Below are 23,391 nucleotides of genomic sequence, written 5' to 3' on the forward strand. Positions count from 1 at the left end.
GGACGACCCGATGTCGGTCCCGCAGAAGCTGGGTTTCAAACCCGGCATGGTCTGCTCGGTCCTTGATGTCCCGAACGGGTTCAAGCACGGCCTCCCTGCCACCAGCGCGGCCGAGCCCGAGCTGATCCTGGCCTTCGCCACCGACCGTGCCTCGCTGGGCCGGGTCGCTGCGCGGGCGCTGGATCTGTACGGCGTCGGCGGAAGGCTGTGGTTCGCCTATCCCAAGAAGGGCGGCCCGATTCGCTCCGACCTGGACCGCGACCATGGCTGGGAACCGCTGACCCAGGCCGGGCTGCTGCCCGTGACGCAGGTGGCCCTGGACGGCACCTGGTCCGCGCTGCGCTTCCGCCTGCGAGAGGAAGTGCCGACGCTGACCCGCAAGGGCGGCTGATCCACTTCGGATTTTTTCGGAACATGGCGAGGCCGGGATGGGGACATCCCGGCCTTTGCCGTTTCTGGCGGGGGAGCGCGCAGCGCTCCCCCGCCAGAAACGGTGTTCCTTGTGCCCTCAGACGCCGGGCGCGCGCATCCGCGCGCTTGGCTTCGCCGGACTGCCGGCGGGCCGCGTTCGCGGCCTTGTTTGCGCCCTCAAACGCCGGGCGCGCGCATCCGCTGCCTGGGCTTCGCGGTCTCGAAAAAGGAAAAGGCGCTCAGCGGCGCTTCAGCAGGTCCCGCAACTCGGCCGCCACGGCCTCCAGCGCCGCCATGGCGCCGTCCACGCCCTGCCCGGGCATGTCGGGGGCCGGCGTGCCAGCATCGTCGCTCAGCAGCCGCTGCACGCCCTTGATCGTATAGCCCTGGCTGTACAGCAGGCCCGCGATGCGCCGCAGCAGCGCGATATCCTCGGGCCGGTAATAGCGCCGACCGCCGCCGCGCTTCAGCGGCTTCAGCTGCGGAAACTTGCCTTCCCAGAAGCGCAGGACGTGCTGGGGAACATTCAGTTCCTCCGCCACCTCGCTGATGGTGCGATAGGCCTGGGCCCCCTTGCGCACGCGCGGCTCAGCGGCCTCCAGCGCGTCGGCCCCCAGCATATCCTCGCCTCCCCTCACGAATCCTCATCCAGGGCGCTGCCCACGGGTTCGTGGTTGATCCGCGCCTTCAGCACCTGGCTGGGCCGGAAGCTAAGAACCTTGCGCGGCATGATCGGCACCTCGACCCCGGTCTTCGGGTTGCGGCCGATCCGCTCGGACTTCTGCCGCACGGCGAAGGTCCCGAAAGCCGAGATCTTCACCGACTCGCCCTTGCCGAGCGCAGTGGCCATCCGCCCCAGCACCGATTCGAGCAATGCGGCGGATTCATTCCGCGAAAGCCCGACCTGGGCATAGATCGCCTCTACAAGCTGGGCGCGTGTCAATGTTTCCATGGGTGAACGATGCCCTGCAACATGCTGTCTCTGCACCAAAGCCGCTCCGGGGGGTGCGCGTCAACCTTGCTCAACCGGCGGCGACGCCATTCCAGTGGATGGAAAGCGCCGTTCCACAGGAATCGCAGCGCGGCGACCAGTGCGCGTGCTCCGTGCCGCAATGGCCGCAACGCCATTGCGGGGGCTCCGGCGCGGCCTGGGCGGCGGCCTCGGCGCGGGCCAGGGCCAGGTGGCCGGCATCGCCCTGCTCCAGCTTCTCCAGCGCCACCAGCGCCTCGAACACGCGGCGGTCGGCGCCGGGCATGGCACCCGCCGTCTGCAACTCCGCCCGCGCCCGGCCCGTCAGCCCCGCCCGCAGCGCGGCCTCGCCCAGCATCAGGTGGGTTTCCAGATGCTGCGGGTTGCGCCGGGCCAGCATCTCGGCGGCCTTCACGCGCTCCAGCGGGTCCTGCGTGGGCGCCAGATAGGCCTGGGCGATATCGGGGTGCGGGGCCACGGCCCAGCCCTGCTCCAGCGCCTGGCGGGCGCGGCGGGGGCTGCCTTCCTCCGTCAGCCGCGCGGCATGGGCGATCACGGCGGGCGCGAAGCCCGGATCGGTGACGAAGGCCTGGCGTTCCAGCTCCGCGGCCTTGAGCGGGTCGGGTTCCTCCCGTGCCGCGGCCAGGGAGAGGGCGGCGCGCGGCGCGCCCATGGGGGCCAAGGCCAGCGCCTCCCGCCAGGCGGCGGTGGCCAGGGCCATCTCGGCGCGTTCCTGCCGCAGCCAGACGGCGCCGGGCTCGGCCTGCTCGGCCTGTTCGGCCAGGGCGCGGGCGCCTTCGAAATCGTGCTGCGCCACGGCCTGGCGCAGTAGCCCGCGCAGGCCCAGGAAGCGCGAATCCTCCCGCGCGGCCAGGGCGCGGAAATGCCCGGCGGCGGCGTCCTCGCGGCCGGCCTGGCGCTCGGCCTCGGCGGCCAGCAGCAGCAGTTGCGGGGTTTCCCCCAGCAGGCGGCGGGCGCGGCCGATCTCCAGCAGCGCCTGTTCGGGCGAACCGGCGGCGAGCCGCACCAGGGCGCGGGTCACGGCGGCCTCCGCCCCTTCATGCGCGGCCAGGCGCAGGCGCAGGCGGCGCCGCGCGGGCCAGCCGCGCAGCCAGCCGATGGTGCGCAGCACCACATGCAGCACGGCGAAGACCACCACCAGCAGCACCAGCGTGACCGACATCGGCGCGGCGATCAGCCATTCGCCGAAGCGCAGCTCCACCGTGCCGCCCAGACCCGTCAGCCACAGCCCGCCCCCGATCGCCAGGGCCGAGAGCAGCAGCAGCTTGATCGCGCGTTTCATGGTTCAGCCCGCCAGCAGCTGGGCGATGGCGGCGCGCGCTTCCTGCAATTGCCGCGCGCGGGTGATCCAGGGGGCCATCGCCTCCTTCGCGGCGGGGTGCAAGGCATCGAGGGCGGCCAGCACCGCCTCCATCTCGCCGGCGGCCAGGGCGCGGCGGGCGCGTTCCAGATGCGCCTCCGTCTCCTCGCCCCAGACCACCTGCTCGCCGCGCCGGATGGTGACGAGGCCGCCGAGCCGCGCCAGCGCCGATTCGGCCAGCGTGCCGCGCGGGGTGGCGTCCTGCGCGGCACGGGCGGCGCGGGCGGCATCCTCGAATTCCAGGCGCAGCCGGGCCTCGGTGGGGGCGCCGGTGGCGGCGAAGCGCGCCAGGGCGGGCGACGGGCTGCCCAGCACCGCCAGATGCGGGGCCAGCGGGCGGCCGGCCTCCAGCGCGGTGGCCAGCCCGACCACGGCGGTCAGGGTGCGGGCTCGGGTTTCCAGCGCCGTCAGCGCCTGGCGGCCCGCGGCCTCCTGCCGGGCCAGCGCGTCGTTCACGCCGCGCTCCAGCGTGCCCAGCCGGGCTTCCAGGCGCGATTGCGCCTCGGTCAGGCCGGCTTCCAGGCGGCTGCGCAGCGCCTCGGCGCGCTGGGCATCGGCGGCCTCGACGGAGCGGGTGGCGGCCACGGCGGCATCCAGGCGCTCACCCAGCCGGTCGATGCGCGCCTGCAGCCCCTCGATCTGCCCGACACGGGCCGCGAGCGGCGCCAGGTCCGGCATGGCGGGGGCGGGGCGCGCCTCCAGCCCGGCCAGCCGGCGTTCCAGGGCGTTCAGCGTGGCGGTGTGGTCGGGCACGGCCACCGTCTGGGGGGGTGGCAGGTCGGGCGGGGATTGCAGCGCCAGGAAGCCCAGCGCCCCCAACAGCACCAGCCCCGCGGCCCCCAGCATGACCACAGGCGCCAGGGTGCGCCGCGCCGGGCTGGCTGGCGCCGCGATGGCCGCGGGTTCGGTGGTGCTGGTCTCGGAGGCGGTGTCGGTCATCGTGGCTCGCCCAGGGCTTCCATCATGGAGGAATGATCCGGCCGCGCGGCGGTTGCCACGGCGGCCCAGGGTAGCGCGGCGAGAACCCCCGCCACGCGCGGGCTGATGGCCACGGCACGGATGCCGCGCGCGGCCTCGGCCAGACCCGCCGCGCGCATCTGGGCCATACTGGCCCTGGCCGTGCGCGGCGAGAAGAACAAAGCGGCCCCTACCCTGCCGGCGGCCAGCGCGTCGCGCGCCGGGCCGGGCAGTTGTCGGGCCGCACAGGCGGCATAGGCCACCCGGCGCCGCACCGCAAACCCCGCCCCCCGCAGCGCCGCCGCCAGCTCCTGGCCATAGCCCTCGCCGATCGCCAGCAGCAACGCGCCATCCCGGGGGTTCAGCCGGGCGCGGGCCAGCGCCGCCAGGGCCTCGGCATCGCCCTCGGCCGCGATGACATCGCGATGGCCATGGGCGCGGGCCTCGGCGGCGGTCGCCTCGCCCACCGCCAGCACGGGCATGCCCAGCGGGGCCACGGCGCGGGCGGCGGCGCGGCTGGTCAGCAGCAGCGCCTGGGCTCGGGGGGGCGTAAAGGGCACGGGGCGCAATTCCAGCCCCGGGGCCTCCAGCGGCAGCCAGCCCAGCGCGGCGGCGGCGCGGGCGGTCTCGGCGCAGCCGGGTTCGGGCCGGGTGATCAGCACACCCGGGTGCCGGGCCTCAGCCAAACACATCCGCCGGCGTGTCCCGGCGCAGGGCGTCGCCCAGCTCGCGGCCCAGGGCCGCGGCGTCCTTGGGGGAACCCTCGATGGCGCGGCGCAGGATGAAGGTGCCGTCGGCGCGGGCCGTCATGCCCACCAGGCGCAGGCCACCATCGGCCAGCAGCCGGGCATGGCCGCCGATGGGGGTGCGGCAATTGCCGTCCAGCGCGGCCAGCAGCGCGCGCTCGGCCTGGCTCACGGCCTTGGCCTCGGGGTCCTCGATGCCGGAGAGCAGCTCGGCCAGCTCCGTATCGGCGGCGCGCACGGTGATGCCGATGATGCCCTGGCAGGCGGCGGGCAGCATCAGCTCGGCGGAGAGCACCGCCGCGGCCTCGCTCTCCATGCCCATGCGCTTCAGGCCGGCCAGCGCCAGCAGGCTCGCGGCCATCTCGCCGCCGCGCACGCGGCCCAGGCGCGTCTGCACATTGCCCCGGATGGGCACCACGGTCAGGTCGGGGCGGGCCGCCAGCAGCTGGGCCTGGCGGCGCAGGCTGGCGGTGCCCACCACCGCGCCCTGGGCCAGCGCGGCATAGGGGTCGGCGGGGTCGGCCACCTCGCCGGGCTCGGTCAGGATCAGCGCCTCACGCGCGTCCTCGCGCTTCAGGGTGCAGGCCAGGATGATGCCGGCGGGCAGCTCGGTTTCCAGGTCCTTCAGGGAATGCACCGCGAAATCCACCCGGCGGTCCAGCAGGGCTTCGTGGATTTCCTTGGCGAACAGGCCCTTGCCGCCGATATCGGCCAGGCGGCGGTTCTGCACCGCGTCGCCGGTGGTGACGATGTGGTGTTCCTCGAACGCGTTCATGTGCTTCAGCACGGGGCAGAAGCGGATCAGCTGGTCCAGGAAGAAGCGCGTCTGCCACAGGGCGAGCGGGCTGGCCCGCGTGCCCACGCGCAACGGCAGGCCCGGCATGGCGGCGTGCGGGCGCTGGGCGGCGGACAGGGGGGCGTTCGGCTGCATCGCGGGGCTATAATCCGCCGGGAGGCATTGCGAAAGAGTGACCGCGCGCGTTCCCCCCCGGCTGGATGTGCTGTAATGGCCGCGCATGTCCGCGCTCGGCCCGGTTCTGGGCATCGAATCCTCCTGTGACGAGACCGCCGCCGCCGTGCTGGCGCCCGACGGGCGTATCCTGTCCGAGGTCGTGCACTCCCAATTGCAGGAACATGCCCGCTTCGGCGGGGTGGTGCCGGAAGTGGCCGCCCGCGCCCATCTGCAACGCCTGCCGGAACTGACGGCGCGCGCGATGCGCGAGGCCGGGGTGGCATTCCAGGATCTGGCGGGCGTGGCCGCGACCTCCGGCCCCGGGCTGATCGGCGGGCTGGTGGTGGGGGCCTGTTTCGGCAAGGGCGTGGCGCTGGCGCATCACCTGCCCTTCGTCGCGGTGAACCATCTGGAAGGCCATGCGCTGACCGTGCGCCTGACCAACCCGGAGACCGAATTCCCCTATCTGCTGCTGCTGCTGTCGGGCGGGCATTGCCAGTGCGTGGCCGTGGAGGGGCTGGGCCGCTACCGCCGGCTGGGCACCACGCTGGATGACGCGGTGGGCGAGGCCTTCGACAAATCCGCCAAGCTGATGGGCCTGCCCTGGCCCGGCGGCCCCTATCTGGAAAAGCTGGCGCGGGAGGGCGATGCCACCCGCGTCTCCCTGCCCCGGCCCATGGTCGGGCGGCAAGGGTGCGACTTCTCCTTCTCCGGCCTCAAGACCGCCGTGGCGCGGGCGCTGGCCCAGGGGGCGGAGAAAGCGGATGTGGCCGCGGCCTTCCAGCATTCCGTGGCCGCCGTGCTGGCCGACCGCGCGCGCCATGCCCTGGCCATGCTGCCCGGCGCGCGGGCGTTGGTGGTGGCGGGGGGGGTGGCCGCCAACCAGGCCGTGCGCCAAGCCCTGAACGCGGTGGCCGAGGGTGCCGGCGTGCCGCTGATCGCGCCCCCCATCCGGCTGTGCACCGACAATGCGGTGATGATCGCCTGGGCCGGGCTGCTGCGCCTGCAAGCCGGCGTGCAGGACAGGCTGGACCACGCCCCGCGCCCGCGCTGGCCGCTGGATGAGATGAGCCTTACTCCGGCCTGAACAGCGCCCCGCTGAGCGCCGCCCGCGCCGTGGCCCAGCACACGATGCCGACGATCGCGCTGGCGGCCAGCAGCACCGGCCACAGCAGCAGCGCCATGCCCGGAAACGGATGCGCCGCCCCCGCCTGCAGGCTGGCCGCCGCGAAGGCCGCCGAGGGAAAGGTCCAGCCCCACCAGGACATGGCGAAGGGCGCCGCCGCGAATTCCCGCAGCATGGAGAGGAACACCCCCGCGAACAGCACCGCGAGCCCAAGGCAGGCGAGCGGCCCCGGCCCGAACCCGCCCGTCAGCGCCGAGAGCGACAGCGCCGCCGCCGCCGGGGGCGCCAGGAAGATCACCAGCGCCGGGCGCAGCGGCGCGGGCAGCGGCGGGCCCGTCACCACCCGGGCCAGCAGCAGCGGCTGCAACAGCGCCCACAGCAGCGCGCCCAGGCCGAAGAACATCCAGGACAGCGCCTCGAACCCCATCCGCGCGCCGAAGGCCGGGGCCAGCACATTGCCCACCAGCGGGATCAGCAGCGGCGGGGTCAGGGCCGCGGCCTCTCGCGGGGCGAGCAGCAGGCCCCGGATGGTCCAGCCCGCGATCAGCAGGTGCACCGCCACCGCCAGCAGCCACACCCCCGCCGCCAGCCCCGGCGCATGCGGCGCCAGCCCGCCCGAGACGATCATCAGCCCCACCGTCAGCGCGCCGGCGAAGGCCGCGCGCACCGGGTGGCGCAGATCGGCTGCCAGCGCCTGGGGGTGCCGCACCAGGCGCCAGCCGTGCAGCGCCGTGATCAGCAGCCAGAACAGGCCGGCCAGCGCCAGCAGCGCCTCACCCGCCAGGGCGGGCGCGGCCAGCACCCGCGCGCCCTCCCGCCAGGCCAGGCCCAGCCCGCCCACCCCCATCGGCACGGCGAACAGAGGCAGCGGCAGGTGGCGCAGGCGGGCAGGGGCTTCCATCATCCCCCATGATGCGGTCAGGCGCTCAGCACCAGCAAGCCGTCGGCGGCGCGCACCCCCTGCCCTTCCGGCATCACGAACAGCGGGTTGATCTCCGCTTCCTCCAGCCGCGCGCCCAGGGCGCCGGCCATGCGGGCGAAGCCCAGCACCGCCTGGCGCAGTGCCGCCACATCGGCACGCGGCGCGCCGCGATAGCCCTCCAGCAAGGGGCGGGTCTTCAGCTCGGCCAGCATGGCGTCCACATCGGCCTCGCCCAGCGGCAGCAGGCGCATGGCGGTGTCCTGGATCAGCTCCGCCGTGACGCCGCCCATGCCCAGCAGGATGGCCGGGCCCAGCTGCGGGTCGCGGATGAAGCCCAGGATCATCTCCACCCCGCCGCGCGCCATCTCCTGCATCAGCAGCCCCTCGGGCACCGGCGCGCCCTGGGCGGCCAGGCGCGCCAGCATGGCCTCGGCCTCGGCGGGCACGGCGGCGGGGTCGAGGTTCACCTTCACCGCGCCCAGCTCGCTTTTATGGGCGATGTGGCGGGACAGCGCCTTCAGCACCACCCGCCCGCCCAGGGAGGCCGCGGCGGCGCCCGCTTCCCGCGGCGTGGCCGCGATGACCTCCCGCACCGGGGTGATGCCGTATCGGGCGAACAGCGCCTTGGCCTCGGCCTCATTCGCGGGGCCGGCGGGCAGCGCGCAGGCGGCGGGCGGCGGGGCCGGGATGGGCTCCGGCACCTCGCGCGCCTGCAACGCCTCCAGCACCGAGGCGCAGGCTTCGGGCGAGGCCAGGGCCGGGATGCCGCGCGCGTTCAGCGCCCGCAGCACCTGGGGCGCGTGCGGGCTGACATAAGCCAGGATGGGCTTGCCGCTCTCGGCCTGGCATTCGAACAGGGCGTCCGCCACCAGCTCCGGCTGCGCCAGCGCCGAGGAACCCACGATGGTCACCAGCGCGTCATAGCTGGGGCTGGCCAGCAGGGCGCGGATGGAGGTGCGGATCAGCTTCGGCTGCAACCCCGCCAGCGTCACGTCCACCGGGTTGCGGTCGTGCGCCGCCTGGCCGCTGTCGCCGATGGCCGAGAGGCGTTCCACCGTCTCCGCATCCGGCACCGGCAGCTCGAAACCCGCCAGGCCGCAGGCATCGGCCACCAGCGTGCCGGCGCCGCCCGTGGAGGTCAGCACCGCCACCCGCCGCCCGGCCGCCCGCCGCCCGCAGGCCAGCGCCGCCGGGATGTCCAGCAGGTCGGAGAAGGTCTCGGCCCGGATCACGCCGAGCTGGCGGAAGAAGGCGTCGTAGAGCCGGTCCATCCCCGCCAGCGCCCCGGTGTGGGAGGAAGCGGAGCGCGCCCCGGACTCGGAGCGCCCCACCTTGAACACCACGATGGGCTTGCCCGCCCGCCCGGCCCGCAGCGCGGCGGCGCGGAAGGCATCGGGGCGGCGCAGCCCCTCCATGTACACCGCGATCACATCGGTCGCCGGGTCGTCCACCAGCAGGTCGATCATGTCGGCGCTGTCGATGTCGGCCTCATTGCCCGTGCTCAGCAGCTTGGCGAAGCCGATGCCGCGATCGGCCGCGCGCGACAGCAGCGAACCCAGGATGCCCCCCGATTGCGAGACTAGCGAGATGCGGCCCGGCGGCAGTTCCCCCACCTCCAGCGCGCCGGAGGCCGAGAGGGTGATGCGGTCCGTCAGGTTCACCAGGCCAATGGTGTTGGGGCCCAGCAGGCGCATGGGCCCCGCGGCCTGCTTCAGCGCGGCCTGGCGGGCGGCGCCCTCGGGGCTGGCCTCGCCATAGCCGGAGGCCAGCACGATCGCCGCCGCCGTGCCGCGTGCGGCCAGGTCGCGCACGGCGGCCTCCGCGCGCTCGGGGCCGAGCAGGATCAGGCCCACATCCGGGGCCTCGGGCAGCGCCGCGATATCGGGGTAGCAGCGCAGGGCGCCGATGGCCTCCGCGCGCGGGTTCACCGGATACACCGCGCCGGTGAAGCCGTGCTTCAGCAGATAGCCCACCGGGCGGCCCGTCATCTTCGCGGGGTCCGCCGAGGCCCCCACCACCGCGACGCTGCGCGGCTTCAGCAGGCGTTCGAGCGGGTTCATCACTTGCGGTCCAGCTTGGCCAGGAAGGCGGTGACGGAATCCCGGTGCTCCTGCGTCGAGTAGCAGATCGCCTGCGCCTGGCTGCCCAGCGAGAACACATCCTCCATCGAGGTCTCGAAGCTTTGGTTCATCGTGGTCTTGGCGAGAGCGAGGGCCGCCAGCGAACCGGCCGACAGCTCCTTGGCCCAGGCCTTCGCCTCATCCAGCAGAGTGTCGTGGGGCACCACGCGCTCGATCATGTTGATCGCCAGCGCCTCGGCGGGCGTCAGGCGGCGGCCGGTGAAGACCAGCTCCTTCGCGCGGGCCAGGCCCACCCGGCGCGGCAGGAAATACATGCCCCCGCCATCGGGGATCAGCCCGCGCTGGATGTAGCTCATGGTCAGCATGGCGGCGTCGGAGGCCATCACGAAATCGCAGCACAGCGCCAGGTCGCAGCCGAGGCCGGTGGCGGCCCCGTTCACCGCCGCGATCGTCACCTTGGGCAAATTGTGCAGCATGGAAATGGCGTGGTGCGTGCGCTGCTGGCGCCGCCAGCCATTGATGGCGACGGAGCCAGCCGGCGCTTCCATGCGGGCGCGCATGCCCTTCACATCGCCGCCGGCGCAGAAGCCCTTGCCCTGCCCGGTCACGACCACGGCGCGGATGCCGTCATCGCGGCTGATGCGGTCGATCGCGGCCATCATCTCGGCGCGCATCGCGTCGTCGATAGCGTTGCGCACCTCGGGGCGGTTGAGGCGCATGATGGCGATGCCATCCTCGATCTCCAGCAGGATGGCGGCGGTGTCGGACATGGAATGCTCTCCGGAATTCATTCGGCGGTGATGCGGGCGGTGCGGATGACAGCCGCCCAGCGCTCGCGCTCGGTGGCGACGAAGCGGGCGAAATCGTCGGGGGTGGGGCTGGGCTCGGGCTCCAGCCCCTGTTCCAGCAGGCGGCGGCGCACATCGGGTTCGGCCAGCGTGGCGTTCAGCGCGGCATGCACCGCGGTGACGGCGGCGGCGGGCGAGCCGCCCGTAGTGGACAGCCCGAACCAAGTGGCGCTGTCGATGGCCGGGAAGCCCTGCTCGGCGGCGGTGGCGAGGTTCGGCAGCAGGTCGCTGCGCCGGCCGGCCGCCAGCGCGATGCCGCGCAGCGTGCCCGCCTGCAGAAAGGGCTGCAGGGGGGCCGCGGCGTTGGAGATCATGTCCACCCGCCCCGCGATCACGTCCTGAAGCGCCGGGCCGGTGCCGCGATAGGGCACGTGCTCCAGCCCGATGCCCAGCACCTGGCCGATCAGCGCGCCGGTCACATGGCCGGTGGTGCCCACCCCGGGGCTGGCATAGGACATCGGCTGGCCGCGGGTTTTGCCGAGGGCCTGGAACTCCGCCAGCGTCCGCGCCGGCAGGGCCGGGTTGATGGCGATCACGGCCGGCGAGGCGCCGATATAGCCGATATGCGAGAAGCCCCGCGCCCAGTCATAGGGCACGCGCGGCTGGATGAGGCCGGAGGAGACGAAGCTGCCGCTGCCGGTGAGCAACAGGGTGTGGCCGTCGGGGGCGGCACTCGCCACCACCTCATTGCCCAGAATGCCGCCGGCGCCGCCCCGGTTTTCCACCACCACCGGTTGGCCGAGGCGGGTGGCCAGGCCCTCGATGAGGATGCGGCCGATGATGTCGTTGGAGCCGCCGGCGGCGAAGGGGATGATCAGGCGCATGGGACGGGCGGGAAAGCTCTGGGCCCGGGCCAAGCCGGGCAGGCCCAGCAGGGGCAGCAGCAGGGTGTGACGGCGGCGCATGTTTCCTCCTCGCGGCGTCGGGGCCGCGTTGGACCCAGGGGTATGCCCTGCGGCCGCCCGAGGGAAGCGCCGCAATTCTTGCCCTACCCCAACTTCAGCTTATGCTGGGCCATGACCGACACGCTGCCCCCGCTGGGGGCGCTTTCCGCCTTCGCCCTGGTGGCGGAAACCGGCAGCCTGACCGCCGCCGCCCGTGCCCTGAACGTGACCCAGCCCGCCATCAGCCGCCGATTGCGGGAGCTGGAGGCGGCGCTGGGCGTGGCACTGGTGCAACGGGGCGCCAATTCCCTGCGCCTGACCGAGGCCGGCACGCGCTATGCCGCCACCCTGTCGGAGGCCTTCGGCCTGATGCGCCGGGCCACGGCGGAGCTGTCGGCCGCCCCCGGGCCCTTTCGCGTGCGGGCCTATACCACCTGGGCCCGGCACTGGCTGATCCCGCGCCTGGCGCGGTTCCGCGCCGCCCATCCGGGCCGCGAGATCGAGGTGGTGGCCAGCACCGCCCCGGTGGATTTCGGGCGCGAGGCGGTGGATGCCGCCATCCGCTCCGGCCCCAGCGACACGCCGCCCGCGCCGGGAGCCATCCGGTTGCAGGCGCTGCATGTGGCGCCCTTCGCCGCGCGCGGGAAGGTGGGGGGCAGCCTGCTCGGCAGCCGGGTGCGGCCCGATGACTGGGCCCGCTGGTGCGCCGCCACCGGCAACCCGCCCCCCGCCACCCCGCCCCTGCTGTTCGAGAGCACGACCCTGGCCATCCAGGCCGCCATCGAGGGGCTGGGCGCCGTGATCTGCCCGCCCGAATTCGTGGAGGGCGATCTGCGCGCCCGCCGCCTGCGCCCCCTGCCCGGCGGCGCGGTGGCGATGGAGGAACATTACTGGCTGCTGCTGCCCCCGGGGCCGGTGGCGCCCATGGCGCGGGCCTTCTCGGCGTGGCTGCTCACGGAAGCGGGTGCTTGAATATTAGAATTTACTAACATAATAAGAGCCGGAAATACCGAGGCTCGCCATGGACCATTTCACACCTCTCTCCTCCCTGCTGGGGGGCGCCATGATCGGCGCGGCGGCGCTGCTGCTGCTGGCCGGCGCCGGGCGCATCGCCGGGATCTCCGGCATCGCGGCGCGGCTGCTGCCGCCGGGCGGCGTCGCGGATGCCCTGCCCCGCTTCCTGTTCCTGCTGGGGCTGGTGCTGGCGCCGCTGCTGTACGCGGCCGCCACCGGCCGGGGCTTCGCGCCGGTGATGCAGGCGCATGGGCCGTTGCTGCTGCTGGCCGGGCTGCTGGTGGGGTTCGGGGCCGTGTGGGGGAATGGCTGCACCTCCGGCCACGGGGTGTGCGGGCTGTCGCGGCTGTCCGTGCGGTCGCTGGTGGCGACCGTGGTGTTCATGGCCGCGGGCTTCCTGACGGTGTGGGTGATGCGCCATGTCTGAGAACCTGTTTTCCCGCTCGCTGCTGCATCTGGCCGCCGGGCTGCTGTTCGGGCTGGGGCTGGTCGTCTCCGGCATGGCCGATCCGGGCAAGGTGCTGGGGTTTCTCGATCTCGGCGCCATCCCCTCGGGCGGGTGGGACCCCAGCCTGGCTTTTGTGATGGGCGGGGCCATCGCGGTGGGGCTGCCGGGCTTCCGGCTGATCCCGCGCTGGAACCGGCCCTGGTTCGCCGCGAAGTTCGAACTGCCGACGCGGCGCGATATCGACAGCCGCATCCTGCTGGGCCCCTCCATCTTCGGGGTGGGCTGGGGGCTGGCGGGGCTGTGCCCCGGGCCGGCCTTCACGGCGCTGGCCGGGGGCTCGGGGGCCGCGCTCGGCTTCGTTCTGGCCATGCTGCTGGGCATGGCGCTGGCCCGCTGGCTGGCCGCGCGCTAAAACTTTCCGGGTTGTAATCCTCTCCCCGGTCATGCAGGAACCCCGGCATGACCGCACCTGCCCGCCGCCCGTCCATGCTCCGCCGCTTCCTGGACGGGGAGGCCGCGGGCGGGCTGGTGCTGATGGCCGCGGCGGCGCTGGCGCTGCTGGTGGCCAATTCCCCCGCCGCCGGGCTGTATGCCTCGGCGCTACATGCCTATCTCGGCCCGCTTTCGGTCGAGCACTGGGTCAATGACGGGCTGATGGCCCTGTTCTTCCTGCTGGTGGGGCTGGAAATCAAACGCGAGATGCTGGACGGCCAGCTTTCGACCTGGTCGCGCCGGGTGCTGCCGGGGCTGGGCGCGCTGGGGGGCATGGTGGTGCCGGGGCTGCTCTATGCGGCGCTGAACCGGGCCGATGCCTCGGCGCTGCGCGGCTGGGCCATCCCGACCGCCACCGACATCGCCTTCGCGCTGGCGGTGCTGTCATTGGCCGGGTCGCGCGTGCCGGCCTCGTTGAAAGTGTTCCTGACCGCGCTGGCGGTGATCGACGATCTGGGCGCGATCGTGATCATCGCGGCCTTCTACACGGCCTCCGTCTCCTGGTTCGACCTCGCGGGGGCGGGGCTGGTGCTGGCGGTGCTGTTCGGGCTGAACCGGGCGGGGGTGACGCGGCTGTGGCCCTATCTGCTGCTGGGGGCGGTGCTGTGGGTGCTGGTGCTGCGCTCGGGCATTCACGCCACCATCGCGGGGGTGCTGCTGGCGCTGTGCATCCCGCTGCGGGCGGAGGAATCGGCCTCTCCCCTGCACCGGCTGGAGCACGCGCTGCATGCCCCGGTGGCCTTCCTGGTGGTGCCGGTCTTCGGTTTCGCCAATGCCGGGGTGGCGCTGGGCGGCATCGGCTGGGCCAGCCTGCTGCATCCGGTGACGGCGGGCGTGGCGGTGGGGCTGCTGGCGGGCAAGGTGATTGGCGTGTTCGGCGCGGTGCTGGCCGCCGTGAGGCTGGGGCTGGCGCCCATGCCGCGCCATGCCGGCTGGGGGCAGGTGCTGGGCGTGGCCCTGCTCTGCGGCATCGGCTTCACCATGAGCCTGTTCGTGGGCGGGCTGGCCTTTCCGGGCGATGCCGCGCGGCAGGATGAGGTGAAGCTGGGGATTCTGCTGGGCTCCGGCCTGGCCGGGCTGCTGGGCTGGGCCGCGCTGCGGATGAGCGCGCCCCGGGGGTGACATCGGAAAGCGCTGGCTGGCTCGGTGGGGCAAGGTTGGGCTGGCTGCGCGTGACGGGCCGTGCCTTTGCCGGTGCGGGCCCGGGGAGTGCCTAGATCAGATGCAAATGATTCGCAACTACTGATTGGACCGCAACACCCCCACCCCCGCCGCCAGACCAGGCAGCGGACTACCGTGATGCCGCGCATGGATGGTGGAAAACGCCTCCCGCTCCAGCACCTCCAACTGGTCCAGATAGCGTAGCAGGCGCCGTTCGGCGCGCGCGCTGCTGCCGGTCTGCCGACGGAACAGGCGCCACAATTTCAGCAGGTTCACCGACCAGGGATCGTAGGCGTGCTCTCGCGCGCGGGCACGGACGGCCGGCGGCAAGGCGTCGAAGGCGGCCCAGTCATCGCCGGGCAGCCGTCGCCACATGCCTGGGCGGCCAGTCTGGTCATTGTCGTGGGAAGGCATGGCCCCACGCTACATGAGACATTATAACATCTCAAGTCTATCGCGGTTCGTTATATTATACCATTTTCCGCTCATGCCCGGCTTCCGCACCGAATCCTTCCCCCCGGCCGCCACCACCTATCCGGCCCCCGGCTCCGCCATCGCGGCCGAGGATGGGGAGGTGCTGCTGAACATCCTCCGGCCAGAGGTGAACCTGGCCATCTGGCAGCGCCCCATGGCCCGGGACTTCGCCGCGATGATCGCGCCGCTGCTGAGCCATGCCCCTTTCTGCGCCGAGGCCGAAGGCGTGGTGGGCGAAGCCACGGATGCGCTGCAATCCCGCCTGCCCTGCCCCGCCCCGCTGGACCTGCTGCTGGATATCCGGCGGCTGGGCGTGGCGTTTTCGGTCATCGCCGACAGCGGCGGCCGCGCGCGCCTGCGGCTGGAGGCCATCACCGGCCCCGCCTGCCACCGCTGGCACGCCGATGCGGTGGGGCTGCGCATGCTGTGCACCTATCGTGGCCCGGGCACGCAATGGCTGTGCCGCGAGGGGGGCGCCGCGCTCGCCCGGGGCCTGCCGCCCCGGGGCCATCCCGGCGCCGGGCAGATCGCGCCCGGCTCGGTCGCGGTGCTCAAGGGTGAAGGCTACGCGGGCAATGCCGGGCTCGGCTGCATCCACCGCTCTCCTCCGGCCGGGCCCGGCGCCGCCGCCCGGCTGCTTCTGTGCATCGACGAACCGGGAAGGATTCCCTGCCCATGACCACCCCCGATCAGCGCCTTCCCGTCACCGTCCTCTCGGGCTTTCTGGGTGCGGGCAAGACCACCTTGCTGAACCATGTGCTGGCCAATCGCGAGGGCCTGCGCGTCGCCGTCATCGTGAACGACATGAGCGAGGTGAACATCGACGCCGCCCTCATCGCCCAGGGCGCCAGCCTGTCCCGCACCGAGGAGAAGCTGGTGGAGATGTCCAATGGCTGCATCTGCTGCACCCTGCGGGAGGATCTGATGGCCGAGGTAACGGCCCTGGCCCGCGAAGGCCGCTTCGACGCGCTGCTGATCGAGAGCACCGGCATCGCGGAGCCCATACCGGTCGCCGCCACCTTCGATTTCCGGGCGGAGGACGGCACATCGCTGCAGGATATCGCGCGGCTGGACACCATGGTGACGGTGGTGGATGCCGCCGCCTTCCTGGCCGATTACGGCAGCACCGACAGCTTGGCCCGGCGCGGCGAGACCGCCGGCGAGGGCGATACCCGCCTGCTGGTGGATCTGCTGGTCGAGCAGGTGGAATTCGCCGATGTGATCGTGGTGAACAAGGCCGACCGGGTGAGCGCCGCGGAGCTGGCCCGGCTGCGTGGCATCCTGGCCACCTTCAACCCGGGGGCCGAGATCATCGCCGCCACCCGGGGCGCCGTGCCGCTGGCGCGGGTGCTGAACACCCACCGCTTCGACTTCGCGGCGGCCCAGCAGGCGGCGGGCTGGGCCCAGGCGCTGTCGGGCAGCCATCTGCCGGAGAGCGAGGAATTCGGCATCGCCAGCTTTGTCTGGCGCGCCCGCCGGCCACTGCACCCGGCCCGCTTCAAGACCTTCATCGAGGGCGGAATGCCCGGCGTGATCCGCGCCAAGGGGTTCTTCTGGCTGGCCACCCGCATGGCCTGGGCCGGAAGCTGGCAATTGGCGGGCGCCGTCGGCAGGCATGAGGCCGCGGGCTTCTGGTTCGCCGCGGTCGATCCCTCCGAATGGCCGGACGATGCGGGCTGGCGCGCCCAGGTGAAGGCGCTGTGGCAGGAACCGCACGGCGACCGTCGGCAGGAGATCGTGTTCATCGGCGTCGGCATGGAGGAAGCCGCGCTGCGCCGCGCGCTGGACGCCTGCCTGCTGACCGAGGCCGAATACGCCGCCGGCCCGCGCGCCTGGGCCAGGCTGCCCGACCCTTTCCCGGCGTGGCAACGCTGAACGCGGATGCCGCCCCGGCCTGCGGGCGGCTCAGCGCCGGGCCCCCGGCGCCTCGAAACCATGCCGCGCCAGGATGTCCTGCCCGTCCGGCGAGAGCAGGAACAGGGTGAAGCGCGCCGCCTCCGGCCGGTCATTCAGCACCGTCACCCCGTAATCGGCGGCCACCTGCAGGTCGGCCGGGATTTCCACCCGGCCTATGGCGGGGTTGGCGGCCCGCGCCAGCACGGCGCTGGTGCAGTAGGTCAGCAGGATATCGGCGGCGTCGCGCTCGAATTGCCAGGCATAGCCATCGTGGCCCGGCGGCGGGCGGGGGCTGTCGGGCCCACCGGTCAGGCGCAGGGCCTTGGCCTCCAGCATCGCGCGGGCACCGGGGCGGAAGGCCTCGGCGCGGGCGAACAGCATGAAGGCGTAATCCCCCGCCGGGTCCGCGCCGGGGGTGGAGGTGCCGAGCCGGGTTTCGGGCCGCAGCATGCGCACCAGCAGCTCGCCGGGCGGAAAATCCAGCCCCGGCCGCGTCAGGGCGCACAGCCGGTTGCGGGCGAACATCACGACAGGGCCGCGGTTCAGCGCCTGGGGGTGCTCCATATTGGCGCTGGCGAAGACATCCTGCGCCTCGCCGCCCGCGATGCGCTGCCGCAACAGGCCGGAGGGGCCATAGGTCTCGGCCACCGGCACGCCGCCGGGGCTGGCGGCGAAAGCCTGCGCCACCTCATGCAGGGCGGCGCGCAGGGAGCCGGCGGCGGCCAGGCGCACCGGTTCGGCGGCGGCGGGCGCGGCGATCAGCATCAGCCCGAGAACCAGCCCCTTCACGCCCCTGGTTCCGGCTGGGCCGCGTTCGGGAAGAACAGCTGCTCGCCATTGATCCGGTAGCCCGCCACCGCCGCCTGGCCCTCGGCCGAGAGGATCCAGTCGATGAAGGCCTGGCTCTCGGCCACCTTCACATGCGGGTGGCGCTGAGGATTCACGAGCATCACGCCATACTGGTTGAACAGGCGCGCGTCGCCCTCGGACAGAATCCGCAGGTCCTGGCGGTTGCGGAAGGACAGCCAGGTGCCGCGGTCGGTCAGCACATAGCCGCCCTGGGCGGCGCCGGTGTTCAGCGCGGGGCCCATGCCCTGGCCGATCTCGCGGTACCAGGCGCCGCGCCCGGCGGCGGGGTCCACGCCGGCCTGCTGCCACAGGCGCAGCTCCGCCGCATGGGTGCCGGAACGGTCACCCCGGCTGACGAAGGGCGCGCGGGCGGCGGCGATGCGGCGCAGGGCCTCCGTCACATCGCTCACGCCCTGGATGCGCGCGGGGTCGGCGGCGGGGCCGACGATCACGAAGTCATTGTACATCACATGCCGGCGCGGGCCGCCGAAGCCCTCGGCCACGAAGCGCTCCTCGGCCGCACGGTCGTGCACGAACACCACATCGGCATCGCCGCGCCGGCCCACATCCAGCGCCTGGCCGGTGCCGAGCGCCACGACGCGCACCTGGATGCCGGTCTTTTGCGTGAAGATCGGCAGGATATGGCCGAACAGGCCCGATTGCTCGGTGCTGGTGGTGCTGGCGACGGTGATGGAACGGGGCGCCTGGGCCTGGGCCGCCACGGGCAGGGCGAACAGCAGGGCTGCCAGAGCGCGGCGGAGGATCGGGGACATGACATTCTCCTGGTTGCGCCCAAACTGGCATGGCAGCTTCAGGCGTCAACGCACGAGCCCATGAGGCATTCCCGGATTTTGCCGGTTTTTGCCAGATACAGCCAGGGCTTCACAACGGCCGCGCCAACCCGCAACCTGTGCGCAAACGTTCCAAGGGGAAGCACCGTGAACAACCTGTTCGACCTGTCCGGCAAGACCGCGATCGTCACCGGCGGCAGCCGCGGCATCGGCAAGGCCATCTGCCTGCGCCTGGCCCAGCACGGCGCGAAGGTCGTCGTCTCCTCACGCAAGCTCGACGCCTGCCAGGCCGTGGTGGACGAGATCAAGGCGAATGGCGGCACCGCCATCGCGCATGCCGCCTCCATCTCCCGCAAGGAGGAATTGCAGGGGCTGGTGGATGCCGCCATCGCCGCCTTCGGGCAGATCGATATCCTGGTCTGCAACGCGGCGCTGAACCCGCATTTCGGCCCCAGCCAGTCCATCACCGACGACGCCTATGACCGCATCATGAACGGCAATGTCCGCTCCAACCTGTGGCTCAGCCAGATGGTGGTGCCGGCCATGGCCGAACGCGGCCAGGGCAGCGTGATCTTCATCTCCTCCATCGGCGGCTTCCGGGGTTCGCCCACGCTCGGCATCTATGGCGTCTCCAAGGCCGCCGACATGCAGTTGGCCCGGGCGCTGGCGGTGGAATGGGGGCCGAAAGGCGTGCGCGTGAACAGCATCGCCCCCGGCCTGGTCCGCACCGATTTCGCCCGCGCCCTATGGGAGGACCCGGCGAACCTGAAGAAGCGCACCGCCGACAGCCCGCTGCAACGCATCGGCGAACCCGACGAGATCGCGGGCGCCGCCGTGTTCCTGGCCAGCCCCGCCTCCGGCTTCATGACAGGGCAGTCCATCGTGATCGACGGCGGCGTGCTGGCGGGCCCGCCCCGCATTGTGGAGGATTGAGGCCGGGCCCGGGCATGGTAGCGTGACGGCCATGCCCCTTTCGCTCTCCGTCCTCGACCAATCCACCATCGCCTCCGGCCGTGGCCCCGCCGCCGCGATCCAGGAGACGCTGGCCCTCGCCCCGCAGGTCGAGGCCTGGGGCTACAAGCGCTACTGGATGGCGGAGCATCACAACTCCGCCGCCCATGCGGGTTCGGCGCCCGAGATCCTGATCGCGGCGATCGCCGCCACCACCAAGCGCATCCGGGTGGGTAGCGCGGGGGTGATGCTGCCGCATTACTCGGCCCTGAAGGTGGCCGAGCAGTTCCGCGTGCTGGAAGCCATCGCCCCGGGCCGGATCGACCTCGGCCTGGGCCGCGCGCCCGGCAGCGACGGGCGCACCGCCTATGCCCTGAACCCGCAAGCCGGGACGGCGGCCGACAATTTCCCCGCGCAATTGCGCGACCTGATGGGTTGGCTGGGCGATGGCCTGCCGGAGGCCCACCCCTTCCGCGCCGTCACCGCGAGCCCGGCGGTGGAAACGCGGCCCGAGCTATGGATGCTCGGTTCCTCGGAATACGGCGCGCAGGTCGCGGCCTTCTTCGGCCTGCCTTACTGCTACGCCCATTTCATCACCGACGGCGCGGGCGGCGAGCAGGCGATGGAGATGTACCACCAGGGCTTCCGCCCCTCCGCCCACTGCGCGGCCCCGCATGCGGCCATTGGCGTCTTCGCCCTGACGGCGCCGACGCGCGAGGAGGCCCGCCGCCTGTTCGCGCCCCGCGGCCTGTGGCGGCTGTGGCGCGACCAGGGCCGCTTCCTGCCCCTGCCGAGCCAGGCGGAGGCCGAGGCCTATGACTACTCCCCCGCCGAGCGCGAGCATGTGGAGCGCCTGGCCAGCCGCGCGCTGATCGGCTCGCCCGCCGAGGTGCGCGCGGGCATCGAGGCGCTGGCCGCGCGCTACAACGCGCGGGAGGTGGCGGTGCTGACCCCGTGCCATGACGCGACGGCGCGCGCCGACAGCTATCGCCTGCTGGCGGAGGCCTTCGGGCTCGGCGCGCTCGCCCAGGCGGCGGAGTAGCGCCGGACCGGCACGGCTGGGTTGCGGCGTGGTAATCTTGCTGCGGCGCGCGGCGCGCCCTGAAATAACATTCACGAAAAGTGATTTCAGGATTCACGCTATGCAGCGACGTCAATTCCTCCCGGCCCTGGGCGCCACCGCCCTGGCCTCTCCCTTGGCCCCTCCCCTGGCCCGCCCCGCCCGCGCGGCCGAGGGCCGCGTGCTGCGCTTCGTGCCCCAAGCCAATCTCAGCTCCATCGACCCGATCTGGACCACGGCCAATGTCAGCCGCAACCACGGCTATCTGGTCTACGACACGCTCTATGGCTCCGACCGGCAGTACAATCCGCACCCACAGCTGGCGGCAGGCCATGTGGTCGAGGATGACGGCCGCCGCTGGATCATCACCCTGCGCGACGGCATCCGCTTCCATGACAATGAGCCGATCCGCGCGCGGGACGCCGTGGCCAGCATCAACCGCTGGGGCCGGCGCAACGCCTTCGGCCAGAAGCTGCTGGCGGCGACCGCCGAGCTGAGCGCGCTGGACGACCGCCGCATCCAGTTCCGCCTGCACAAGCCCTTTCCGCTGCTGGTGCACGCCCTGGCCTTCGCCGGCCAGCCGGCCTCGATCATGCCCGAGCGCGTGGCCCTGACCGACCCCTTCCGCCAGATCACCGACACCACCGGCTCCGGCCCCTTCCGCTTCCTGCGCGACGAATACAACAGCGGCGCCTTCGCGGCCTATGCCCGCTTCGAGGGCTACAAGCCGGTCGAGAGCGGCACGCCGAGCCTGACCGCCGGCCCCAAGATCGCGCATTTCGACCGCATCGAATGGCGCATCATCACCGATGGCGCCACCGCCTCCGCCGCGCTGCAATCGGGCGAGATCGACTGGTTCGAGATGCCGGAATACGAGTTGCTGGAACTGTTCCGGCGCAACCGCAACCTGGCGGTGGAGGTGCTGGACAGCGGCGGCAACAACGGCTTCCTGCGGCTGAACCACCTCAACGCGCCCTTCGACAACAAGGCGATCCGCCAGGCGCTGCTGTATGGCGTGCAGCAGGCGGATTTCATGACCGCCAATGCGGGCCCCGACCGCGCCAACTGGCGCGACGACACGGGCGTGTTCACCCCCGGCTCCCCCTATGCCAGCGATGCCGGCCTCGAACCCCTGCGCGGCCCGCGCGACATCGAGAAGACGAAGCGCCTGCTGCGGGAGGCCGGCTACGCCAACCAGCCCGTGCGGGTGCTGGGCACCACCGACATCCCCGCCGTCACGGCCTGGAGCCAGGTCGCGGCCGACCTGTTCCGGCGCATGGGGCTAAATGTGGACCTCGCCATCTCCGACTGGGGCACGGTGCTGCAGCGCCGCGCGAGCCAGGAGCCTCTGGAGCGCGGCGGCTGGTCGGTCACCACCTCGGGCTTCTCCAGCTACGATTTCGCCTCGCCCGCCACCCATCCGCTGATCCGCGGCAATGGGCGCGAGGGCTGGTTCGGCTGGCCGACCATCCCCCGGCTGGAGGAACTGCGCGACGCTTGGTTCGACGCGCCGGACGAGGCGAGCCGCCAGGCCATCGCCGCCGACATCCAGCGCACCGTGATCGACGAAGTCGCCTATATTCCCACCGGCACCTACTACTTCCGCACCGCGCTGCGGAAGAACCTGACCGGCCGTGTGGAAGGGCTGCCGATCTTCTGGAACATCCGCCGGGTGTAGGCATCCTGCCGCCTACCCCTCGTTCATATGCCTGCGAACGGAACACAGCCATGCCCGCACCCGGCCCGCGGCGCGCCTGATCGCGCCGGGGCCGCATTGCCGCGCCCCCCGTTCCCGCTAGCCTCGGCCCCAGGAAGACACGGGAACGGACCGCCCGGCCGCAACGGCCGGCGGCCTGCCCGATCGTCAGGAGGTGAAATGAGGCGACCGGTGCGCGCTGCGCTGTTTCTGGCAACCCTGCTCATGGCCTTGCCCGCCGCCGCCCAGAGGCCCTTCCCGGAGCCGGGCCGGCCGCTGACCGTCATCGTGCCCTATCCGCCCGGCGGCGGCAGCGACGTGACCGCCCGCGCCCTAGCGCCGGAGCTGGAACGCACGCTGGGCACGCCCGTCGTCATCGTGAACCGCGCCGGCGCCAGTTCGCAGATCGGCATGGCCGAGCTCGCGCGCTCGCGCCCCGATGGCTACACCATCGCCTATGGGCTGTGGCCCACCACCTTCACGCTCTATCTTGATCCCTCCCGCCACGCCCCGTTCAACCGGGCCAGCTTCGCGCCGCTGGCGATGCATGTGATCGACGCGGGCACCATCCTGGTGCCGGCGGCCAGCCCCATCCGCAGCTTCGCCGACCTGGTGGCGGCCGCCCGCGCGCGGGCCGGCGCGGTGTCCATGGCCGACCCCGGCCTGCTGGGGTGGGAGCACATCTCCTCCGTGCTGATGCAGCGCGCGCTGGGGATCGAATTCAACCAGATCCATTTCCAGGGCGGCGGGCCGGCGACCACGGCCGTCATCGCGGGCCAGGTGGACGTGTTGATGGCCAGCAGCAGCACCGCCCTGACCCAGAGCCGCGCGGGCACGCTGCGCGTGCTGGCGACGCTGACCTCGCAGCCCGTGGCCTCGCTGCCCGGGGTGCCGACGCTGGCCTCGCTCGGCACGCCGCTGACGGCGGGTTCGGCGCGCGGCTTCGTGGCGGCGGCCGGCACGCCGGAACCCATCATCCGCCGCCTGGCGGAAGCCCTGGAAGCCGCCATCACCAGCCCCGCCCACCGCGAGGCACTGGCCCGCTTCGGGCTGGAAGCCAGCTTCATGGGGCCCGCCGAATTCGATGCCTATTGGACGCGGGAGGAAAACGCGATGCGCGGGGTGATCGAGGAGATCGTGAAGCAGGGGCAGAATAACTGAGGGGGGGCGCACGGCGGGGCTTTGCCCCGGACCCCACCTAGGGGCGCTGCCCCTTGAAACCCCGCCAAAGGCCGAAAGGCCCTTGGAACCCATAAACTGGCGCCCAATCTCCATCGGTTG

The 23,391-nt window shown here is 72.6% G+C and carries 24 protein-coding genes and 1 pseudogene; 12 read left to right on the forward strand and 13 right to left on the reverse strand.

Annotation, left to right across the window (positions count from 1 at the left end; all coding sequences use genetic code 11):
• Window positions 1-10 precede the first annotated feature (10 nt).
• Complete coding sequence (locus tag GT007_RS02375; protein ID WP_160119942.1) at window positions 11-391, forward strand: hypothetical protein; 381 nt, start codon at window positions 11-13, stop codon at window positions 389-391.
• Window positions 392-728: 337 nt separating this feature from the next.
• Here the strand turns inward: GT007_RS02375 and GT007_RS02380 are convergent.
• From GT007_RS02380 to hemC, 6 genes and pseudogenes are all read right to left on the reverse strand, one after another.
• A pseudogene (locus tag GT007_RS02380) lies at window positions 729-1,031 on the reverse strand (MerR family transcriptional regulator); the annotation flags it as partial.
• Between the two features lie 14 nt (window positions 1,032-1,045).
• A complete protein-coding gene (locus GT007_RS02385; protein ID WP_160119944.1) occupies window positions 1,046-1,363 on the reverse strand; it encodes an integration host factor subunit alpha in 318 nt (105 codons plus the stop codon).
• A gap of 70 nt (window positions 1,364-1,433) precedes the next feature.
• The gene (locus tag GT007_RS02390) at window positions 1,434-2,684 is read right to left on the reverse strand and encodes a heme biosynthesis HemY N-terminal domain-containing protein (RefSeq protein ID WP_160119945.1); all 1,251 of its coding nucleotides are present in this window, start codon (window positions 2,682-2,684) and stop codon (window positions 1,434-1,436) included.
• A gap of 3 nt (window positions 2,685-2,687) precedes the next feature.
• Entirely contained in the window at window positions 2,688-3,701 is a 1,014-nt protein-coding gene (locus GT007_RS02395; RefSeq protein ID WP_160119946.1) for a COG4223 family protein, read from the reverse strand.
• Window positions 3,698-4,411, reverse strand: a complete 714-nt coding sequence (locus tag GT007_RS02400; protein ID WP_160119947.1) for a uroporphyrinogen-III synthase — start codon at window positions 4,409-4,411, stop codon at window positions 3,698-3,700. The genes GT007_RS02395 and GT007_RS02400 overlap by 4 nt, the downstream gene beginning before the upstream one ends.
• Window positions 4,398-5,396, reverse strand: a complete 999-nt coding sequence (hemC, locus tag GT007_RS02405; protein WP_160119948.1) for a hydroxymethylbilane synthase — start codon at window positions 5,394-5,396, stop codon at window positions 4,398-4,400. The genes GT007_RS02400 and hemC overlap by 14 nt, the downstream gene beginning before the upstream one ends.
• Before the next feature lie 85 nt (window positions 5,397-5,481).
• On the opposite strand from hemC, the gene tsaD reads away from it, so the two are divergent.
• Window positions 5,482-6,504 (forward strand): tRNA (adenosine(37)-N6)-threonylcarbamoyltransferase complex transferase subunit TsaD, encoded by a 1,023-nt coding sequence (gene tsaD, locus GT007_RS02410; protein ID WP_160119949.1) that lies wholly within the window; start codon window positions 5,482-5,484, stop codon window positions 6,502-6,504.
• Here the strand turns inward: tsaD and GT007_RS02415 are convergent.
• From GT007_RS02415 to GT007_RS02430, 4 genes are read right to left on the reverse strand one after another with little or no spacing between them, the layout of a single operon-like run.
• Window positions 6,491-7,447, reverse strand: coding sequence for an SLAC1 family transporter (locus tag GT007_RS02415; RefSeq protein ID WP_160119950.1), 957 nt, complete (start codon window positions 7,445-7,447; stop codon window positions 6,491-6,493). The genes tsaD and GT007_RS02415 overlap by 14 nt on opposite strands.
• Window positions 7,448-7,461: 14 nt before the next feature.
• Window positions 7,462-9,525 carry an acetate--CoA ligase family protein gene (locus tag GT007_RS02420; RefSeq protein ID WP_160119951.1) on the reverse strand — a complete coding sequence of 688 codons (2,064 nt, stop codon included), beginning with the start codon at window positions 9,523-9,525 and terminating at the stop codon, window positions 7,462-7,464.
• Window positions 9,525-10,316, reverse strand: coding sequence for an enoyl-CoA hydratase/isomerase family protein (locus tag GT007_RS02425; protein ID WP_236571448.1), 792 nt, complete (start codon window positions 10,314-10,316; stop codon window positions 9,525-9,527). Before GT007_RS02425 ends, GT007_RS02420 begins: the two co-directional genes overlap by 1 nt.
• 17 nt (window positions 10,317-10,333) lie before the next feature.
• Window positions 10,334-11,299: a Bug family tripartite tricarboxylate transporter substrate binding protein gene (locus GT007_RS02430; protein ID WP_160119953.1), complete on the reverse strand. Its 966-nt coding sequence runs from the start codon at window positions 11,297-11,299 to the stop codon at window positions 10,334-10,336.
• Window positions 11,300-11,410: 111 nt separating this feature from the next.
• Here GT007_RS02430 and GT007_RS02435 point away from each other — a divergent pair, with 111 nt between their 5' ends.
• The 4 genes from GT007_RS02435 to nhaA are packed head-to-tail and all read left to right on the forward strand — an operon-like array spanning window position 11,411 to window position 14,354.
• Window positions 11,411-12,250 (forward strand): LysR family transcriptional regulator, encoded by an 840-nt coding sequence (locus GT007_RS02435; protein ID WP_160119954.1) that lies wholly within the window; start codon window positions 11,411-11,413, stop codon window positions 12,248-12,250.
• Window positions 12,251-12,299: 49 nt separating this feature from the next.
• Window positions 12,300-12,719 carry a YeeE/YedE family protein gene (locus tag GT007_RS02440; protein ID WP_160119955.1) on the forward strand — a complete coding sequence of 140 codons (420 nt, stop codon included), beginning with the start codon at window positions 12,300-12,302 and terminating at the stop codon, window positions 12,717-12,719.
• Window positions 12,712-13,152, forward strand: coding sequence for a DUF6691 family protein (locus GT007_RS02445; RefSeq protein ID WP_160119956.1), 441 nt, complete (start codon window positions 12,712-12,714; stop codon window positions 13,150-13,152). Before GT007_RS02440 ends, GT007_RS02445 begins: the two co-directional genes overlap by 8 nt.
• A 47-nt stretch (window positions 13,153-13,199) precedes the next feature.
• Entirely contained in the window at window positions 13,200-14,354 is a 1,155-nt protein-coding gene (gene nhaA, locus GT007_RS02450) for a Na+/H+ antiporter NhaA (RefSeq protein ID WP_160119957.1), read from the forward strand.
• Between the two features lie 117 nt (window positions 14,355-14,471).
• Here nhaA and GT007_RS02455 read toward each other — a convergent pair whose 3' ends face one another.
• Window positions 14,472-14,807: a DUF6525 family protein gene (locus GT007_RS02455; protein WP_160119958.1), complete on the reverse strand. Its 336-nt coding sequence runs from the start codon at window positions 14,805-14,807 to the stop codon at window positions 14,472-14,474.
• A gap of 73 nt (window positions 14,808-14,880) precedes the next feature.
• Here GT007_RS02455 and GT007_RS02460 point away from each other — a divergent pair, with 73 nt between their 5' ends.
• Window positions 14,881-15,546: a DUF1826 domain-containing protein gene (locus GT007_RS02460; protein WP_160119959.1), complete on the forward strand. Its 666-nt coding sequence runs from the start codon at window positions 14,881-14,883 to the stop codon at window positions 15,544-15,546.
• Window positions 15,543-16,742, forward strand: coding sequence for a zinc metallochaperone GTPase ZigA (gene zigA, locus GT007_RS02465; protein ID WP_160119960.1), 1,200 nt, complete (start codon window positions 15,543-15,545; stop codon window positions 16,740-16,742). The genes GT007_RS02460 and zigA overlap by 4 nt, the downstream gene beginning before the upstream one ends.
• Window positions 16,743-16,772: 30 nt before the next feature.
• Here zigA and GT007_RS02470 read toward each other — a convergent pair whose 3' ends face one another.
• Both GT007_RS02470 and GT007_RS02475 read right to left on the reverse strand, forming a co-directional pair.
• Entirely contained in the window at window positions 16,773-17,552 is a 780-nt protein-coding gene (locus GT007_RS02470; RefSeq protein WP_236571449.1) for a molybdate ABC transporter substrate-binding protein, read from the reverse strand.
• On the reverse strand, window positions 17,549-18,385 hold the full coding sequence (locus tag GT007_RS02475) for an ABC transporter substrate-binding protein (protein ID WP_160119961.1): 837 nt from the start codon (window positions 18,383-18,385) through the stop codon (window positions 17,549-17,551). The genes GT007_RS02470 and GT007_RS02475 overlap by 4 nt, the downstream gene beginning before the upstream one ends.
• A 165-nt stretch (window positions 18,386-18,550) precedes the next feature.
• On the opposite strand from GT007_RS02475, the gene GT007_RS02480 reads away from it, so the two are divergent.
• From GT007_RS02480 to GT007_RS02495, 4 genes are all read left to right on the forward strand, one after another.
• On the forward strand, window positions 18,551-19,336 hold the full coding sequence (locus GT007_RS02480; RefSeq protein WP_236571450.1) for an SDR family NAD(P)-dependent oxidoreductase: 786 nt from the start codon (window positions 18,551-18,553) through the stop codon (window positions 19,334-19,336).
• A gap of 31 nt (window positions 19,337-19,367) precedes the next feature.
• Entirely contained in the window at window positions 19,368-20,396 is a 1,029-nt protein-coding gene (locus tag GT007_RS02485; RefSeq protein ID WP_160119963.1) for an LLM class flavin-dependent oxidoreductase, read from the forward strand.
• Between the two features lie 100 nt (window positions 20,397-20,496).
• Complete coding sequence (locus tag GT007_RS02490; RefSeq protein WP_160119964.1) at window positions 20,497-22,092, forward strand: ABC transporter substrate-binding protein; 1,596 nt, start codon at window positions 20,497-20,499, stop codon at window positions 22,090-22,092.
• Window positions 22,093-22,290: 198 nt separating this feature from the next.
• On the forward strand, window positions 22,291-23,271 hold the full coding sequence (locus tag GT007_RS02495; RefSeq protein ID WP_160119965.1) for a Bug family tripartite tricarboxylate transporter substrate binding protein: 981 nt from the start codon (window positions 22,291-22,293) through the stop codon (window positions 23,269-23,271).
• Window positions 23,272-23,391: the final 120 nt, after the last annotated feature.

Source organism: Rhodovarius lipocyclicus (assembly GCF_009900765.1).
GTDB classification, from domain to species: domain Bacteria; phylum Pseudomonadota; class Alphaproteobacteria; order Acetobacterales; family Acetobacteraceae; genus Rhodovarius; species Rhodovarius lipocyclicus.